The following is a 15557-nucleotide window of genomic DNA, read 5'->3' as shown; positions in this document are numbered from 1 at the left end:
GAGCGCGACTCGTGACAGGAGGACCTCCCCATGACTGAGCGCAGTCCGGCCGTGGGCCGCGACCGCGGGCCCGGCGACGTCTGGCCCTCGATCCGAACGGAGCGGGCCGCGCTGGCGGCCGATCTCGCGGACCTGACCGACGGGCAGTGGGCAACGCCCTCGCTGTGCGCCGGTTTGACGGTGCGCGAGGTACTGGCGCACCTCACCGCGGGCGCGAGCCTCAACACTGTGCGCTGGCTGGCCGGGGTGATCCGCTGCCGGTTCGACTTCGACAAGCAGGTGGCCGTGCGGCTGGCCGAGCAGCTGGGCGCCGGCCCGGCCGAAACGCTGGAGCGGTTCCGGCACATCGTCCCGAGCACGACCAAGCCGCCCCTGCCCGCCGTCGCCATGCTGGGCGAGACGCTCGTGCACGGAGAGGACATACGGCGCCCGCTGGGCATCCGGTACGCCTACCCGATCGACGTCGTCACGCGGGTGGCCGAGTACTACCAGGGCTCGGACCTCGTGGTCGTCGCCGGGAAACGCGTCGCGGGACTGCGGCTCACCGCGGTGGACGGCCCGTTCGCGACCGGCTCCGGGCCCGCCGTGTCCGGTCCCACCACGGCCCTGGTGATGGCCATGACCGGACGCGCGGACCACTGCGACGACCTCGAGGGCGAGGGTGTGGAACTCCTCCGCAGTCGCTGCGGGACGGCGTGAACACGGCCCCGCCCCGGAACTGCTCCGGGCCGGGACATCGAGGTGCTGCTGCGGCTCGACGCGTACACGCTGCGGATCGACGTGTCCGACAGCCGCGGAAAGCACCGGCCGGACGCGCCGGGGAGCGCGGTGACGCCGGAGGCCGAGCACGGCCGGGGGCTGCTGCTCGTGGACGCGCTGGCCGACCGGTGGGGCGTCTTCGACCGTGTCCCCGTCGGCAAGACGGTCCGCGCGGAACTGGACCTGCGCTGACCTTCCCGGGCCCACGCCTCAGGCGGCCCCGGCGTCGAGGGCCCGCACGGCGGGAACGCGGGTGTGGAACCAGGCCGTCACGGCGGTGAGCGCGCCGACCGTCAGCAGGACGGCGAGTGCCGCGGCGAGCAGCCATGTTCCCGGCGGCACGACCTGCGTGCCGAAGAGCCAGTACAGGACGAGTCCCGCTGGAACACCCGCCGCCACTCCCGGCACGGCGGGCAGGAGCTGCGCGACGCAGAGCGCAGCGGTGACCTGGCCGGGTGTGGCGCCGAGGGTACGGGCGACGGCCAGGGCGTGCCGGGCCTGTACGGCGGTGCTCCAGCCGAGGAGCACGGTGTTGAGCGTGGACAACGCCACCAGGGCGAGCGTGACGGCGAGCAGCACCTGGCCGGTCTGCTCGGCCCGCACCTCGATGGGGCCGAACCGGCTGAAGTCGGGCCGCACATCGAGTTCGGCGTGCCAGGTGAGCAGGGCGGTGACCATGAGCGTGGTGGCGGCGGTACCGGCCGAGGCCAGAACGGCGCGGCCGGGCCGGCGGGCGAGCAACCGGACGCCGAGCAGGAACGAGGTGGGCAGGTGCGCCGTCACGGCGTTCAGGTGCGGGTGGCGCGTGAGCAGGTGCGCCGGGTCGGCCAGGGCGTGGACGGTGCTGATACGGGCGGCGCGCAGCGCGGGGGTGAGCGCACCGGTCGTGGCCACCACGACGGCGAGGAGGATCACGACGGTGACGGTGCCGGGGCCCGGAGGGCTGAGCGTGTTGAGCAGCCCGGCGCTGGGATCGACCAGGTGCGGTGCGGCCAGCGTCCCGGCGGTCAGACCGAGCGCGGTGGCCACCAGGGTCAGCAGCAGGTACTGCGCCAGCAGAACGGCGGTGACGGTCGCGGGTCCGGCGCCGACGGCCTTGAGCAGCGCGGCGCGCCGGTTGTCGCGGGCGGCGCGCGCGGTGGCGAGCGCGGCGAGGGTGACGACCGCGGCGCCGGCGAGCAGCGAGCCGCCGACGACCAGTGCGGGCCGGGTGTTTCTGATCATGGCGCTGTCGGTGCGGAGGATGCCCTGCCAGTCGTGGGTGTTGACCCAGGCGTCACCACTGCGGTCGGGGGTGAAGACGGTCTTCTGCCACCGCTGCGTCGCGTCCGGGTCCGTCAGTTTCAGGTGGATGAGGTGGACCCCGGGGGCGTCCGCGTCCTTGGCCGCCGCACGGGTGTCGGCGGTGGTGAGCCAGATCCTGCCGCCGAAGTCGGAGGGGCCGGGCCCTTGCGCGGCGTCGCTCCACGGGTACACGGAGGTGGCGGCGCTGATCGCGGTTCCGACGACCGGAAAGCCGCGGGTGCCGATGGCGACGCGGTCGCCGACGTGCACGCCGAGCGCCTGGGCGAAGCCGCGTTCGAGCACCGCTCCGCCGGGACGTACCCAGGTGCCGGAGGTCACCAGCGGCCGGTCCACGGCGGAGGGGGAGTCGTCCCGCCCCTCGACCGACGAGTGCGCGGTCCGGCCGTGGGCCTTGATGTAGGTGTCGAAGGCGAAGACCGGGTCGGACTGCGCCGCCACACCCGGTGTGTCCGCGATGCGCGCGGCCACGGCGGACGGGTCCGCGGCCGTCGTGACGGCGACGATGTCGGGGCCTGCGGTGGCCTCGCGGGTCTTCGCGTACCCGGTGGCCACGGCGTGGTCGCTCGCCAGCCCGAGGGTCAGGCTCGCGCCGGCGACGGTGACGGCGAGCACGAACACGACCGCCTCGCCGGGACGGCGACGCAGGTCGCGCGCGATCAGGCGCCACATCAGCAGGAGGCGTCCCACGGTCAGCCCTCCCAGTTCAGCAGCGCACCGAGCCGGGTGCCGTCGCCCAGGCCCTCCAGGCGGGTGTCGTCGATCAGCGTCCCGTCGCGCAGGGAGACAACGCGGTCGGCAGCGGCGGCGACGCGTTCGTCGTGGGTCACCATGACGAGGGTCTGGCCGGCGGCGCGCAACTCGTCGAAGAGCCGCAGGATGTCGTGGGTCGCGCTGCTGTCGAGGTTGCCGGTGGGCTCGTCCGCGAGGACCACCTGCGGGTCGTTGACCAGGGCGCGGGCGATCGCGACCCGCTGGCGCTGCCCGCCGGAGAGCGCGGAGGGCAGATGATGGGCGCGGTCCGCCAGCCCGACCCGCTCCAGCAGTCCGTCGGCGCGGCGGCGGGCGGTGCGCGGTGAGGCGCCGGCGAGCAGTGCGGGCAGTTCGACGTTCTCCGCCGCGGTCAGCTCGTCCATCAGGTGGAAGTCCTGGAAGACGAAGCCGACGGCGCGGCGCCGCAGCCTGGCCAGCGCCCGCTCGCCGAGCCCGTCGATGCGCTGTCCGCCCAGCCACACTTCGCCCTCGCTCGGCCGGTCGAGACCGCCGAGCAGCTGCAGCAGCGTCGACTTGCCGCAGCCGCTGGGTCCGGTCACCGCGAGCGTCTGCCCGGCGGGGACGTCGAGGTCGACCTCGTCGACCGCCCACACCAGGCTCTCGTCCTCCCCGTAGGTGCGCGTCAGACCGACCGTCCGCAACGCCGGACCTGCCGCCGGACCTGCCGCCGGACCTGCCGCCGGACCTGCCGCCGGACCTGCCGCCGGACGTGCTGCCGGACCGGCCGCCCCTCCGAGCCCGCGACCCGCCGGTCCCGTTCCCGCGCCCGGGGTGCCGTCCGCGCGCCTGCGCCGCAACCGGCCGCCCCTGATCCGCCGACCGTCTCTCGTCATCCGCTTCCTCTGCCTTTCCCACGTCGGGCACGGGCGGACCAGCCCCGCCCGCATGCCTCCAGCCAGCGGAGATCCGCCTGCAGCCGGAGCGAGATGCCCTCCAGGAGCAGCCCGGCCTCCGAATCCGTGTCGTGCGCGAGGGCGGCGCGCCGGGCCTCGGCGAGGCCGCGCATCAACTCCCGCCGCCACATGTCCACGAGCGTGAGCGGATCGGCCATGCCCGACTCCGCGGCGGCCACCAGCTTCAGGTGGAACTCCGTCACGTCCGCCCTGGGCCCGGGACTCGCGGCCAGCCACGCGACCACCCGCTCCTGCCCGGCCGCGGTCAGCGCGTACACCTTGCGCCGGGGCCCGCGTACCGGCGCGTCCTCACGCTCCTGGACGACCAGGCCCGACTTCTCGAGACGGGTGAGCGTCACATAGACCTGCCCCGCGTTCAGCGTCTCCCCGAGAGGTCCGAGCGCCGCCACCAACCGCCCGCGCAGGTCGTACCCGTGCGACGGCTCCTTGGCCAGCAGCGCCAGCACCACGTCCTGCACGGACCACCCCGTCCTCCCCGAAACTCCTCAATAGATAGCGGTTGGCCAATGGGACGTCAAATGGGGAGCGCGCCCCCATGTGCTCCGCCCAAGTCACCGCCACCCGCCGAGTCGAGCTCCTGCGCTCCGGCGGCTCCGTGCCCGCCGTCGTCGGGGGAGCCGGCCCGGGAGCCGGGCGTCCCATAATGGAGCCATGCGCATCTCCGCCAAGACCGACTACGCGATCCGTGCCGCCGTGGAGCTGGCGGCCCGCTCTTCCGACGGGGACCTGGTCAAGGCGGAGACGGTCGCCGAGGCGCAGCGGATTCCGCTGCGGTTCCTGCTGACCATCCTCAGCGAACTGCGCCATGCCGGTGTGGTCGACAGCCGCCGGGGTCAGGACGGCGGTTACCGTCTGGCCCGGCCCGCTGCGACCGTCGCCGTCGCCGACATCATCCGCGCCATCGACGGCCCCCTCGCCAACGTGGCGGGCACCCGCCCCGAGGCCCTGGAGCTGTCCGGCTCCGCCGAGCCGCTGCGCGAGGTGTGGATCTCCCTGCGCAGCAGCATCCGAACCGTGCTGGAGCACGTCACCCTGGCCGACATCGTGGCCCGGGACCTCCCGGCGGACGTGACGGCCCTCGCCGAGAAGCCGGACGCCTGGGTGGCGCGCTGACGGGGACGGTCCCCGGCGTCCGGTTGCCGTTCGGCTGTCGAGACGGGTGTGTCCGACTGATGGTCGCCCCCTTGCTCGGGGTGGGCACACCCGCGAAGGTATTCCCCACTAAGTCCATAGGGAAAGTAGAGAATGGTGGTGGGGTCGTGGGGACGCCGGAGTTCTGGATGCGTGTCGGCCGTGAACTCGGGGACGACCTCGCGACGGACGCACCCGACCGCGACCGGGCGGGCAAGCCGCCGTACGACGAGGTGGCGCGGCTGCGCGATTCCGGCCTGCCGACCGCTCTGATGCCGCCCGATACGGCGCCCGACACGGCGTCCGACACGGCGTCCGACACGGCGTCCGGCGGGACGGGCGGCGGGACGGGCGGCGGGACGGGCGGCGGGCTGGACTGGGCAGACGCCTGCGCCGTCGTCCGCCGGATCGCGGCCGCCGACGGCTCCATGGGCGAACTCCTCGGACGGCACCACGTGTTGTCCTGGAGCGCCCGGTTCTTCGCCGCCCCGGAGCGCGTCTCCCCACTGGAGGCCCGCGCCGTGCGCGAGCAGTGGCTGTGGGCCGGCGGCACGGGCCCGGCCGGCGCGGACGGGCCGTCCCGCCCCGGCGACGGCGGTGCCTGTCTCGTCCTCGCCCCCGCCACCGGGGGCTTCCTGCTCAACGGACAGCGGACCCTGGCCACCGCCGTCGACGTGGCCGACCGGTTCGTCCTCGACGCGGTCTGCGCGTCCTCGGGCGAGTCCCTCGTCGTCCTGGTGGACCCGCGCCACCCGGGCGTCGGCCGCGCCCCGCTGACCGACCGGTTCGGCCAGCGGCTCGCCGGTGCGGGCACGGTCCGTTTCGACGACGTACCGATCGGCGTGGACGACGTGCTGGGGACCGCCGCGTTCGACGAGGACACGGCCGTACCCTTCGCCACCGTCGCTCCGCTCGCACTCCGGCTGATGCTCGCCCATGTGGCTCTGGGGGTGGCCGAGGGGGCGCTCGCGGAGGCGCGGGAACTCAGCCTCGCGGCGTCCCACGCCCGGCCGGGAAGCGCCATGGAGTACCTTCTCGCGCCGCCTCCCGGCACGGACGCCGATCTGCTGCTGGCCTTCGGCGAACTGGCCCTCGGCGTCCACGGCGCGTCGGCCGTCGTCGAGCGCGCCACGACCGCCATGGCACAGACCCTGCGGACGGGCCGGGCGCTGGACGCGCGCGGGCGCGCCGACACCGCCGCGCTGGTGGCGGCGGCCGGAGCCGTCACCGACCGGGCGGCCCTGCGCGCCGGGGAGGGGATCCTGGAACTCGCCGAAGCCGACGGGCTCGACCGGTTCTGGCGCAACATCCGGGTCCTGGCGGGCCGCGGGCCCACCGGCCCCGCCCTGCGCGCCATCGGGGACCACTTCCTGTACGGCGGGGGTGGCTCGCCGGCACGATGGTGGTGACCGAGCAGGAAGCCGGGAGCGCGCCTCAATATGCTCGTCGCATGCTCACCGAAGTCACCGCCACCCGCTACATCGAGCCCCTGCGCTCCGGCGGCTCCGTGCCCGCCGTGGTCGAGGCCGACGATCTCGGCACCTACGTCCTGAAGTTCACCGGCTCCGCGCAGGGCCGCAAGGCGCTGGTAGCCGAGGTGATCGTGGGGGAGCTGGCCCGGGAGCTGGGGCTGCGGGTGCCGGAGCTGGTGCTCGCGCACTTCGACCCGGCGATCGCCGACGCCGAACCGCACCAGGAGGTGCGGGAGCTGCTGCACGCCAGCGCCGGACTCAACCTCGGCATGGACTACCTCTCGGGCGGCGCCGACTTCACGCCCGAGCTCGCCGAGGTGTTCCCGGTGGACGCGAGGGAGGCCGGGCGCGTCGTCTGGCTGGACGCGCTTACCGTGAACGTCGACCGGACCGTGCACAGTTCCAACCTCATGGTCTGGCCCACCCTCGGCACCGCGCCCCCGCGCCTGTGGCTCATCGACCACGGCGCGGCCCTCGTCTTCCACCACCGCTGGGGCGCCTCCCCGCCCGAGAAGGCGTACGACTTCCGTCACCACGCCCTCGGCCACTACGCACCCGACGTCCCCGCCGCTGACGCCGAGCTGGCGCCGAAGGTGACGCGGGAGCTGCTGAGGGAGGTGGTGGGCCGGGTGCCGGAGGCCTGGCTGACCTGCGAGGCCGGTTTCGACACGCCGGACGAGGTGCGCGCCGCCTACGTGGACTACCTGCACGCGCGCGTGCGCGCCTCCCGCGAGTGGCTGCCCACCGGCTTCCCGAGCCGCGAGGAACTCGCCGCCGAGAACGCCGCCCGCGCGGCGCGCACCCAGCGGGGTCGGCCCGACTGGCTCAAGCGCGTCCCCGACCTGCACGGCAAGCCGCCCGCCGAGCAGGACTGGTCCGTCCACCTGGGCTGACGGACGCACGACCGCGCCCCCGGTGCCGTGCTTCGGTACCGGGGGCGCGGACACGGGACGTGCCTACGGCGTCAGCCCTTCAGCTGCTCGTACGCCGGCAGCGTCAGGAAGTCGGCGTAGTCCTCGTCGAGCGACACCGTGAGCAGCAGATCGTGGGCCTGCTGCCAGTTGCCGGCCGCGAAGGCCTCGTCGCCGATCTCGGCGCGGATGTTCGCCAGTTCCTCGGCGGCGACCTTGCGGGCCAGGTCGGCGGTGACCTGCTCGCCGTTGTCCAGGACGACCTCCGCGTTGATCCACTGCCAGATCTGCGAGCGGGAGATCTCGGCGGTGGCCGCGTCCTCCATCAGGTTGAAGATGGCGACGGCACCGAGGCCGCGCAGCCACGCCTCGATGTAACGGATGCCGACCTGCACGGCGTTGACCAGACCGGCGTACGTCGGCTTGGCGTCCAGGGAGTCGATCGCGATCAGGTCGGCCGCCTTGACGTCGACGTCCTCGCGCAGCCGGTCCTTCTGGTTCGGCTTGTCGCCGAGGACCTTGTCGAAGGACTCCATGGCGATCGGGACCAGGTCGGGGTGGGCGACCCAGGAGCCGTCGAAACCGTCTCCGGCCTCGCGGTCCTTGTCGGCGCGGACCTTCTCGAAGGCGACCTTGTTGACGTCCGCGTCCCGGCGGGAGGGGATGAACGCCGCCATGCCGCCGATGGCGTGCGCGCCCCGCTTGTGGCAGGTGCGGACGAGGAGTTCGGTGTACGCCCGCATGAACGGGGCGGTCATCGTCACCGCGTTGCGGTCCGGCAGGACGAACTTGGCGCCGCCGTCACGGAAGTTCTTGACGATGGAGAACAGGTAGTCCCAACGGCCGGCGTTCAGCCCGGAGGCGTGGTCGCGCAGTTCGTAGAGGATCTCCTCCATCTCGTACGCGGCCGTGATCGTCTCGATCAGGACCGTGGCGCGGACCGTGCCCTGCGGGATGCCGACGTAGTCCTGCGCGAAGACGAACACCTCGTTCCAGAGGCGGGCCTCCAGGTGGGACTCCGTCTTCGGGAGGTAGAAGTACGGGCCCTTGCCGAGGTCGATGAGGCGCTGGGCGTTGTGGAAGAAGTACAGGCCGAAGTCGACCAGGGCGCCGGGGACCGGGCGGCCGTCCACCTGGAGGTGGCGCTCGTCGAGGTGCCAGCCGCGCGGGCGCACGACGACCGTCGCCAGCTCCTCGGCCGGGCGCAGGGCGTAGGACTTGCCGGTGCGCTCGTCCGTGAAGTCGATGGTGCGGGTGTAGGCCGCGGTCAGGTTGAGCTGGCCGAGGACGACGTTCTCCCAGGTCGGCGCGGAGGCGTCCTCGAAGTCCGCGAGCCACACCTTCGCGCCCGAGTTCAGGGCGTTGATGGTCATCTTGCGGTCGGTGGGGCCGGTGATCTCGACGCGGCGGTCGTTCAGCGCGGCCGGAGCGGGGGCCACCTTCCAGGAGTCGTCCGCGCGGACGGCGGCGGTCTCCGGGAGGAAGTCGAGCGTGGAGGTGCGGGCGATCTCGGCGCGGCGTTCCGCACGGCGGGAGAGGAGCTCGTCACGCCGGGGCGTGAACCGCCGGTGCAGCTCGGCCACGAAGGCGAGCGCCGCATCGGTGAGGACCTCCTCCTGCCGGGGCAGGGGCTCGGCGTCGACGATGGCCAGCGTGGACGGCGCTGGTGCGGACATGAGCTGTCACTTCCTTCAGCGGTGGCACCGGGTGCCAGAGGGTGCGTATGGGGCATTACGCACTCGCCGTGCAGCGGAGTGCTTCTGGTCAGTGGATAGTAGTTTCCTCATCGTGGAACTTCAATGGTTTGTTGATGTCGAGATTCTCCGGGTCGAGGGAAGATGGCGCTGGGTGCCACCTCCCTCACTCAAGGTGGACCAGATCCGCCGCGGTGTCGATGTCGTACGGCCGCGCCACGTCCCCGCACTCGACGAGGGCGATCTCCGCCTCGTGTTCCCCGAGATAGGCGCGGGCACCCCGGTCCCCGGTGGCGGTCGCGGTGATCCCCGCCCAGTGCGCGGCGCCGAGCAGCACGGGATGCCCGCGCACGCCCGCGTACGCCGCCGAGACCAGCGACGTCTCGTCCCGGTACCCCGCGAGCACCCTGGCCATCGCCGCCGCGCCGATGCCGGGCTGGTCCACCAGGGACACCAGCGCGGCCCGAGTCCCGGTCCCCGCCAGCGAGCCGAGCCCGGCCCGCAGTGACGAGCCCATGCCCTGCTCCCAGTCGGGGTTGTCCACCACGACGCAGCCGTCGAGCGCCGCCCGCGCGCGTACGTCCCCGGCACGCGCTCCCAGGACGACGTGCACGCGGGCGCAGCCGGCCGCACGCAGCGTGCCGACCACATGTTCGACGAGTGGGTGTCCGCGGTGTTCCAGCAGCGCCTTGGGGCGGCCGCCGAGCCGCCGTCCGCCCCCGGCGGCCAGCAGCAGCCCCGCCACCGGGCCGCCCACCTGGTCTTCTGCCTGCGCCTCGTTGTCGGTCATACGTCCTGCATACCTGACGGCTCGCCAAACGCTCCGGCGTGCGCGGGGTTCTGGAAGACTTTCCGGAGGCTGAATTTCGGTCCGCGTGGTGGCGCGTCCGGCGTGGGGTGGCGTTTACTGGCCCGCGCACAACGGGGTGCGAGGGGGAGGGCGGGGAGGGCTGTGTTGCGGAGCTTGGGGCAGAGGCACGTGACCGTCGGCGACGAGGACGTGAGGGTGGTGGCGCTGCGGACCGCTGTGTCCGGGTTGCGCCGCCAACTCGCCCTGCTGCCCGCCGACTTCCCGGACCGCGGGATCGCGGAGGACGAACTGGCCGACCTCGCCGCGATGGCGGGTCACGGAGTCCCCGAGGTGCCGAGGCTGCGCCGCTCCCTGCTGCTGATAGCCGGTGCGATCGGCTCCGTCAGCGCCCTCAAGCCGGGGCTGACGGAGGTCCGTCACGCCGTGGAACTGTTCGGGGACCCGCCGCGCCGCTGAGCCCCGGCGTGGGGGACCGGCGCGCGCGGGGCGCGGTTCAGACGGCGGGGTTGCCGTTCGAGCCGTTCGGCGAACCGTTCGAGGTCAGCAGGGCCTCCGACAGTTCCGCCGCCACCTGCTGGAGCAGGGGCACGATCCGGTCGGTCGCGGCCTCGGTGACACGGCCCGCGGGGCCGGAGATCGAGATGGCCGCGGCGGTGGGGGAGTCCGGCACGGAGACGGCCAGGCAGCGGACGCCGATCTCCTGCTCGTTGTCGTCGATCGCGTAGCCCTGGCGCCGCACGTCCTCGAGCGCCGCGATGAAGCCGTCCGGCGTGGTGATCGTCTTGTCGGTCGCGGCCGGCATGCCGGTACGGCCCAGCAGGGCCCGCACCTCGTCCGCCGGGAAGTCCGCGAGCAGCGCCTTGCCGACGCCCGTGGAGTGCGGCAGGACGCGCCGGCCCACTTCGGTGAACATGCGCATCGAGTGCTTGGACGGCACCTGGGCGACGTACACGATCTCGTCGCCGTCGAGCAGGGCCATGTTCGCCGTCTCGCCGGTCTCCTCGACCAGGCGGGCCAGGTGCGGCCGGGCCCAGGTGCCGAGCAGCCGGCCCGCGGACTCGCCGAGGCGGATCAGGCGGGGGCCGAGTGCGTAGCGGCGGTTGGGCTGCTGGCGTACGTATCCGCAGGCCACGAGCGTGCGCATCAGGCGGTGGATGGTCGGCAGCGGCAGTCCGCTGCTCGCCGAGAGCTCGCTCAGGCCGACCTCGCCCCCCGCGTCCGCCATCCGTTCGAGCAGGTCGAAGGCGCGCTCCAGGGACTGGACGCCACCGGTGGCGGACCTGGCGGAGTCGGTGGTGCTGGCGCTGGACGTCGGCACGGCACGTTCCTTTCGGGGCTGGCGGGAGGAAAGAAGCGTACCCGGCGGCCGGTTGACTACCGGCTTGTACGTAGCTACGTTCTGCTTGCTGGAATTCTAATTCCGCTTTGTGGAAACGTCCAGAGCGGGGGCATTGGGCATGCCATCACAAAGGGTGCCTCTTGACGGCCTCGAAGCGGGAGTGAAGACTCCTTCAACAGAACGTTGAAATTCGACGGCAGAGGCAGAGAAGCACAGGCAGAGAAGGGGATCCGGGTGTCCGAAGCTGAACTGGTGCTGCGCTCGACGCGCGTCATCACTCCCGAGGGGACGCGCGCCGCGTCGATCGCGGTCACCGGGGAGAAGATCACGGCCGTGCTGCCGTACGACGCCCCCGTCCCGGCGGGCGCCCGGCTCGAGGACGTCGGCGACCACGTCGTCCTGCCCGGCCTGGTCGACACCCACGTGCATGTGAACGACCCCGGCCGCACCGAGTGGGAGGGCTTCTGGACCGCCACCCGCGCCGCGGCGGCCGGCGGCATCACCACCCTGGTCGACATGCCGCTCAACTCCATCCCGCCGACCACCACGGTCGTCAACCTGCGCACCAAGCGCGAGGTCGCCGCCGACAAGGCCCACATCGACGTCGGCTTCTGGGGCGGCGCCCTGCCGGACAACGTCAAGGACCTGCGCCCGCTGCACGAGGCCGGGGTCTTCGGCTTCAAGGCGTTCCTGTCGCCGTCGGGCGTGGACGAGTTCCCGCACCTCGACCAGGAGCAGCTCGCCCGGTCGCTGGCGGAGATCGCCGCCTTCGACGGCCTGCTGATCGTGCACGCCGAGGACCCGCACCACCTGGCCGCGGCCCCGCAGCAGGGCGGCCCCAAGTACACCCACTTCCTCGCCAGCCGCCCGCGCGACGCCGAGGACACCGCGATCGCGAGCCTCCTCGCGCAGGCGAAGCGGTTCAACGCGCGCGTGCACGTGCTCCACCTGTCGTCCAGTGACGCCCTGCCGCTGATAGCCGAGGCCCGCGCCGACGGCGTACAGGTGACGGTCGAGACCTGCCCGCACTACCTCACCCTCACCGCCGAGGAAGTGCCGGACGGAGCCAGCGAGTTCAAGTGCTGCCCGCCGATCCGCGAGGCCGCCAACCAGGACCTGCTCTGGCGGGCACTGGCGGACGGCACCATCGACTGCGTGGTCACCGACCATTCGCCGTCCACCGCCGACCTGAAGACCGACGACTTCGCCACCGCCTGGGGCGGCATCGCCGGCCTCCAGCTCAGCCTGCCGGCCATGTGGACCGCGGCCCGCGCACGCGGGTACGGCCTGGAGGACATCGTGCGCTGGATGTCGACGCGCACGGCCCGCCTCGTGGGGCTCGACGCGCGCAAGGGCGCCATCGCGGCGGGCCACGACGCGGACTTCGCCGTCCTCGCCCCCGACGAGACGTTCACCGTCGACCCGGCCGCCCTCCAGCACCGCAACCGCGTCACCGCGTACGCGGGCAAGACCCTGTACGGCGTCGTGAAGTCCACCTGGCTGCGCGGCACGCGCGTCGTGGCGGACGGCGCGTTCACCGACCCGAAGGGACAGCTCCTCGACCGGGCCTGACGCGCCCGGACCCCCTGAACCCAGTCCCTCCCGAACGGCCCCGAAAGGAACACCTGATCACCGTGACGGCCCAGCAGAACCCCTCGTTGGCCAGCTTCACCGGCGACGCGAACCCCTACGGGGGCGGCGACCCGTACGCGGACTACCGCACCGCCGACCTCCCCTTCACCCAGTACGCCAACCTTGCCGACCGGCAGCTCGGCGCGGGTGTCGTCGCCGCCAACGACGAGTTCTTCGCCCAGCGCGAGAACCTGCTGGTACCCGAGCCCGCCGAGTTCGACCCCGAGCACTTCGGGCACAAGGGCAAGGTCATGGACGGCTGGGAGACCCGCCGGCGCCGCGGTGCCTCGGCCGAGCACCCCTGGCCCACCGAGGAGGACCACGACTGGGCGCTGATCCGCCTCGGCGCCCCGGGCGTGATCCGCGGCATCGTCGTCGACACCGCCCACTTCCGCGGCAACTACCCGCAGGCCGTCTCCGTCGAGGGCGCCTCCGTCGCGGGCTCCCCCTCCCCGGAGGAACTGCTCGCCGACGACGTGAAGTGGACGACGCTCGTCCCGCGCACCCCGGTCGGCGGCCACGCCGCCAACGGCTTCGCCGTCTCCACCGAGCAGCGCTTCACGCATCTGCGCCTCAAGCAGCACCCCGACGGCGGCATCGCCCGCCTGCGCGTGTACGGCGAGGTCGTCCCGGACCCCGCCTGGCTCACCGCCCTCGGCACCTTCGACGTGGTCGCCCTGGAGAACGGCGGCCAGGTCGAGGACGCCTCCAACCTCTTCTACTCGCCGGCCACCAACACCATCCAGCCGGGCCGCTCCCGCAAGATGGACGACGGCTGGGAGACCCGGCGCCGCCGCGACCGGGGCAACGACTGGATCCAGTACCGCCTGGTGGACCGCGCCCAGATCCGCGCGATCGAGATCGACACGGCGTACCTGAAGGGCAACAGCGCCGGCTGGGCGTCCGTCTCCGTCAAGGACGGGGAGGACGGCGAGTGGCGCGAGGTGCTCCCGCGCACCCGGATGCAGCCCGACACCAACCACCGCTTCGTCCTGCCGGAGGCGGCCGTCGGCACGCACGCGCGCGTGGACATCTTCCCCGACGGCGGCATCTCCCGGCTGCGCCTGTTCGGCTCCCTGACGGAGGACGGCGCCGCCCACCTCGCCGCCCGCCACCAGGAACTGGGCGGCTGACCCGCCGCCCACCGACCCGCGGGGCGCACCGGCCGGACAGCACCGGTGCGCCCCGCGCGCATGCCCGGGGCGCGCGTGGCGCACGTTCCGGGAGCCGCTACGCGGCGTGTCCGCCGTCCACGGCGAACTCCGCGCCGGTGACGTACGAGGCGGTCGCCAGGTACGCCACCGCCGACGCCACCTCGTCCGCGGTGCCGAAGCGGCCCAGCGCCGTCATGGCCGCCTGCCCGTCCGCGTAGGGGCCGTCGGCCGGGTTCATGTCGGTGTCGATCGGGCCCGGGTGCACGATGTTCGCCGTGATCCCGCGCGGACCCAGTTCCCTCGCCAGCGCCTTGGTCAGCCCGATCAGCGCCGACTTGCTCATCGCGTAGAGCGTGCCGCCGGGTCCCGGCACCCGCTGGGTCATGCAGGTGCCGACGGTGATGATCCGCCCGCCCTCGCCCATGCGGGACGCGGCCGCCTGGGAGGCCAGGAAGACACCGCGGACGTTCACGGCCAGCAGCCGGTCGACGTCGGCGAGGGACAGGCTCTCCAGCGGGCCGAGCAGGCCGAGGCCAACGTTGTTGACCAGCACGTCGAGGCCGCCGCCGAGCGCCTGGGCGGCCCGCTCGACCGCCCCCGCCGCCTCCTCCGCGTCGGTGGAGTCGGCCCGCAGGGCCACCGCCCGGCGCCCCAGCGCCCGGGCGGCCCGTACGACGTCCTCGGCCGCGTCCTTGCCGTTCACGTAAGTGAGGGCCACGTCCGCGCCGTCCCGCGCCAGCCGCAGGGCGGTCGCCGCGCCGATGCCCCGGCTGCCGCCGGTCACGAGCGCGGTGCGGCAGGCCAGGGGAGCGGTGGCGGGGGCCAGTGGGTTCGTGTGCGTGTTGGTGTTCATGGGTCCATCCCAGCCGGGCCGCCGTGACCGTGCTGGCGGTGAACGGACGTCGACCTGACCGGTGCGCCGTCCGCCCCGATGATGACGTGAACACGCGGGAAACACATATGACGTCCCGGGAAACTCCACGACCTTGTCATTGACATGCCACTGTCTACGCGCGTCATCATGAGACATGCGATTCCCCCCACGCGCCGCTCGGCTCGGCGCAGCAGCCGCAGTCCTGTCCGCCCTCCTCGTGGGCGGCACCGTCTCCGCGACCACGGCCGGCGCCGCCCCCGCGGCGGTCGGCGACATCTGCTACAGCGACCTGCCCTCCCAGGCGCACGACACGCTCGACCTGATCGAGCAGGGCGGTCCCTACCCGTACGAACAGGACGGGACCGTCTTCCAGAACCGGGAGGGCATCCTGCCCAGCCAGTCCTCCGGGTACTACCACGAGTACACGGTGATCACGCCGGGCTCCGACACGCGCGGCGCCCGCCGGATCGTCACCGGTGAGGAGAACCAGGAGGACTACTACACGGCCGACCACTACGCGTCGTTCGACCTCGTCGACTACGGCTGCTGAGGCCCGGCCCGCCGAGTCCGGATCCCGTACTCACCCGGACTCCCGGCTCTCGGCGGCGGCGAACAGCGCGCCGCCGAGGGCGAGCAGGGCCACGCTCGCATAGACCTCGTAGCCGTCGAGGAAGCCGACTCGCCGCACCACACCGACGTTCCAGTCGGCGAACTCGTGCACCAGGCCCATCACGCCCTGGAGCACGGCGAGCAGGCCCAGGAACTCCAGCAACTTCTTCATGATCCCGAC

The 15557-nt window shown here is 73.1% G+C and carries 16 protein-coding genes and 1 pseudogene; 9 read left to right on the top strand and 8 right to left on the bottom strand.

What is annotated here, in order from left to right:
* Positions 1-30: 30 nt before the first annotated feature.
* Complete coding sequence (locus ABS735_RS25805) at positions 31-699, top strand: maleylpyruvate isomerase family mycothiol-dependent enzyme (protein ID WP_373903883.1); 669 nt, start codon at positions 31-33, stop codon at positions 697-699.
* 15 nt (positions 700-714) lie between these two features.
* Positions 715-951, top strand: a pseudogene (locus ABS735_RS25800) (ATP-binding protein); the annotation flags it as partial.
* An 18-nt stretch (positions 952-969) separates the two neighbouring features.
* Here the strand turns inward: ABS735_RS25800 and ABS735_RS25795 are convergent.
* From ABS735_RS25795 to ABS735_RS25785, 3 genes are read right to left on the bottom strand one after another with little or no spacing between them, the layout of a single operon-like run.
* The gene (locus ABS735_RS25795) at positions 970-2751 is read right to left on the bottom strand and encodes an FtsX-like permease family protein (protein ID WP_373903884.1); all 1782 of its coding nucleotides are present in this window, start codon (positions 2749-2751) and stop codon (positions 970-972) included.
* A gap of 2 nt (positions 2752-2753) precedes the next feature.
* On the bottom strand, positions 2754-3668 hold the full coding sequence (locus ABS735_RS25790) for an ABC transporter ATP-binding protein (protein WP_373903885.1): 915 nt from the start codon (positions 3666-3668) through the stop codon (positions 2754-2756).
* A complete protein-coding gene (locus ABS735_RS25785; protein ID WP_373903886.1) occupies positions 3665-4207 on the bottom strand; it encodes a PadR family transcriptional regulator in 543 nt (180 codons plus the stop codon). The genes ABS735_RS25790 and ABS735_RS25785 overlap by 4 nt, the downstream gene beginning before the upstream one ends.
* A gap of 193 nt (positions 4208-4400) precedes the next feature.
* On the opposite strand from ABS735_RS25785, the gene ABS735_RS25780 reads away from it, so the two are divergent.
* The 3 genes from ABS735_RS25780 to ABS735_RS25770 all read left to right on the top strand — a co-directional run bounded on the left by ABS735_RS25780 (position 4401) and on the right by ABS735_RS25770 (position 7245).
* Positions 4401-4862 carry an RrF2 family transcriptional regulator gene (locus ABS735_RS25780; protein ID WP_373903887.1) on the top strand — a complete coding sequence of 154 codons (462 nt, stop codon included), beginning with the start codon at positions 4401-4403 and terminating at the stop codon, positions 4860-4862.
* A gap of 146 nt (positions 4863-5008) precedes the next feature.
* Positions 5009-6289 carry an acyl-CoA dehydrogenase family protein gene (locus ABS735_RS25775; RefSeq protein ID WP_373903888.1) on the top strand — a complete coding sequence of 427 codons (1281 nt, stop codon included), beginning with the start codon at positions 5009-5011 and terminating at the stop codon, positions 6287-6289.
* Between the two features lie 41 nt (positions 6290-6330).
* Positions 6331-7245: a HipA family kinase gene (locus ABS735_RS25770; protein WP_373903889.1), complete on the top strand. Its 915-nt coding sequence runs from the start codon at positions 6331-6333 to the stop codon at positions 7243-7245.
* A gap of 71 nt (positions 7246-7316) precedes the next feature.
* Here ABS735_RS25770 and aceB read toward each other — a convergent pair whose 3' ends face one another.
* On the bottom strand, positions 7317-8939 hold the full coding sequence (aceB, locus tag ABS735_RS25765) for a malate synthase A (protein WP_373903890.1): 1623 nt from the start codon (positions 8937-8939) through the stop codon (positions 7317-7319).
* A gap of 184 nt (positions 8940-9123) precedes the next feature.
* Entirely contained in the window at positions 9124-9747 is a 624-nt protein-coding gene (locus ABS735_RS25760; protein WP_373903891.1) for a nucleotidyltransferase family protein, read from the bottom strand.
* Between the two features lie 162 nt (positions 9748-9909).
* On the opposite strand from ABS735_RS25760, the gene ABS735_RS25755 reads away from it, so the two are divergent.
* A complete protein-coding gene (locus ABS735_RS25755) occupies positions 9910-10224 on the top strand; it encodes a DUF5955 family protein (protein WP_373903892.1) in 315 nt (104 codons plus the stop codon).
* A 37-nt stretch (positions 10225-10261) separates the two neighbouring features.
* Here ABS735_RS25755 and allR read toward each other — a convergent pair whose 3' ends face one another.
* Entirely contained in the window at positions 10262-11086 is an 825-nt protein-coding gene (allR, locus tag ABS735_RS25750; protein ID WP_373903893.1) for an allantoin degradation transcriptional regulator AllR, read from the bottom strand.
* 255 nt (positions 11087-11341) lie between these two features.
* Between allR and allB the strand changes: the two genes are divergently transcribed.
* Together allB and alc are read left to right on the top strand one after the other, a co-directional pair.
* Positions 11342-12679 carry an allantoinase AllB gene (gene allB, locus ABS735_RS25745; RefSeq protein WP_373903894.1) on the top strand — a complete coding sequence of 446 codons (1338 nt, stop codon included), beginning with the start codon at positions 11342-11344 and terminating at the stop codon, positions 12677-12679.
* Positions 12680-12741: 62 nt separating this feature from the next.
* Entirely contained in the window at positions 12742-13872 is a 1131-nt protein-coding gene (gene alc, locus ABS735_RS25740; RefSeq protein ID WP_373903895.1) for an allantoicase, read from the top strand.
* A 97-nt stretch (positions 13873-13969) separates the two neighbouring features.
* Here the strand turns inward: alc and ABS735_RS25735 are convergent, their stop codons facing one another.
* Positions 13970-14746, bottom strand: coding sequence for an SDR family oxidoreductase (locus tag ABS735_RS25735; protein ID WP_373903896.1), 777 nt, complete (start codon positions 14744-14746; stop codon positions 13970-13972).
* Positions 14747-14921: 175 nt separating this feature from the next.
* Here ABS735_RS25735 and ABS735_RS25730 point away from each other — a divergent pair, with 175 nt between their 5' ends.
* The gene (locus ABS735_RS25730; protein ID WP_373903897.1) at positions 14922-15317 is read left to right on the top strand and encodes a guanyl-specific ribonuclease; all 396 of its coding nucleotides are present in this window, start codon (positions 14922-14924) and stop codon (positions 15315-15317) included.
* 30 nt (positions 15318-15347) lie between these two features.
* On the opposite strand, the gene ABS735_RS25725 is transcribed toward ABS735_RS25730, so the two are convergent.
* Complete coding sequence (locus ABS735_RS25725) at positions 15348-15548, bottom strand: hypothetical protein (RefSeq protein WP_373903898.1); 201 nt, start codon at positions 15546-15548, stop codon at positions 15348-15350.
* Positions 15549-15557 lie beyond the last annotated feature (9 nt).

Source organism: Streptomyces sp. MMCC 100, from assembly GCF_041538145.2.
Lineage (GTDB): Bacteria > Actinomycetota > Actinomycetes > Streptomycetales > Streptomycetaceae > Streptomyces.
The sequence above is the reverse complement of the archived record's forward strand: the minus strand, read 5'-3'. Positions and strand labels throughout refer to the sequence as shown.

Bases quoted from the DNA above. Each gene is read 5' to 3' on its own strand.
- ABS735_RS25805 (WP_373903883.1), top strand. From the start codon at position 31: ATGACTGAGCGCAGTCCGGCCGTGGGCCGCGACCGCGGGCCCGGCGAC.
- ABS735_RS25790 (WP_373903885.1), bottom strand. From the start codon at position 3,668: ATGACGAGAGACGGTCGGCGGATCAGGGGCGGCCGGTTGCGGCGCAGG.
- ABS735_RS25780 (WP_373903887.1), top strand. From the start codon at position 4,401: ATGCGCATCTCCGCCAAGACCGACTACGCGATCCGTGCCGCCGTGGAG.
- ABS735_RS25770 (WP_373903889.1), top strand. From the start codon at position 6,331: ATGCTCACCGAAGTCACCGCCACCCGCTACATCGAGCCCCTGCGCTCC.
- aceB (WP_373903890.1), bottom strand. From the start codon at position 8,939: ATGTCCGCACCAGCGCCGTCCACGCTGGCCATCGTCGACGCCGAGCCC.
- ABS735_RS25760 (WP_373903891.1), bottom strand. From the start codon at position 9,747: ATGACCGACAACGAGGCGCAGGCAGAAGACCAGGTGGGCGGCCCGGTG.
- ABS735_RS25735 (WP_373903896.1), bottom strand. From the start codon at position 14,746: ATGAACACCAACACGCACACGAACCCACTGGCCCCCGCCACCGCTCCC.
- ABS735_RS25730 (WP_373903897.1), top strand. From the start codon at position 14,922: ATGCGATTCCCCCCACGCGCCGCTCGGCTCGGCGCAGCAGCCGCAGTC.
- ABS735_RS25725 (WP_373903898.1), bottom strand. From the start codon at position 15,548: ATGAAGAAGTTGCTGGAGTTCCTGGGCCTGCTCGCCGTGCTCCAGGGC.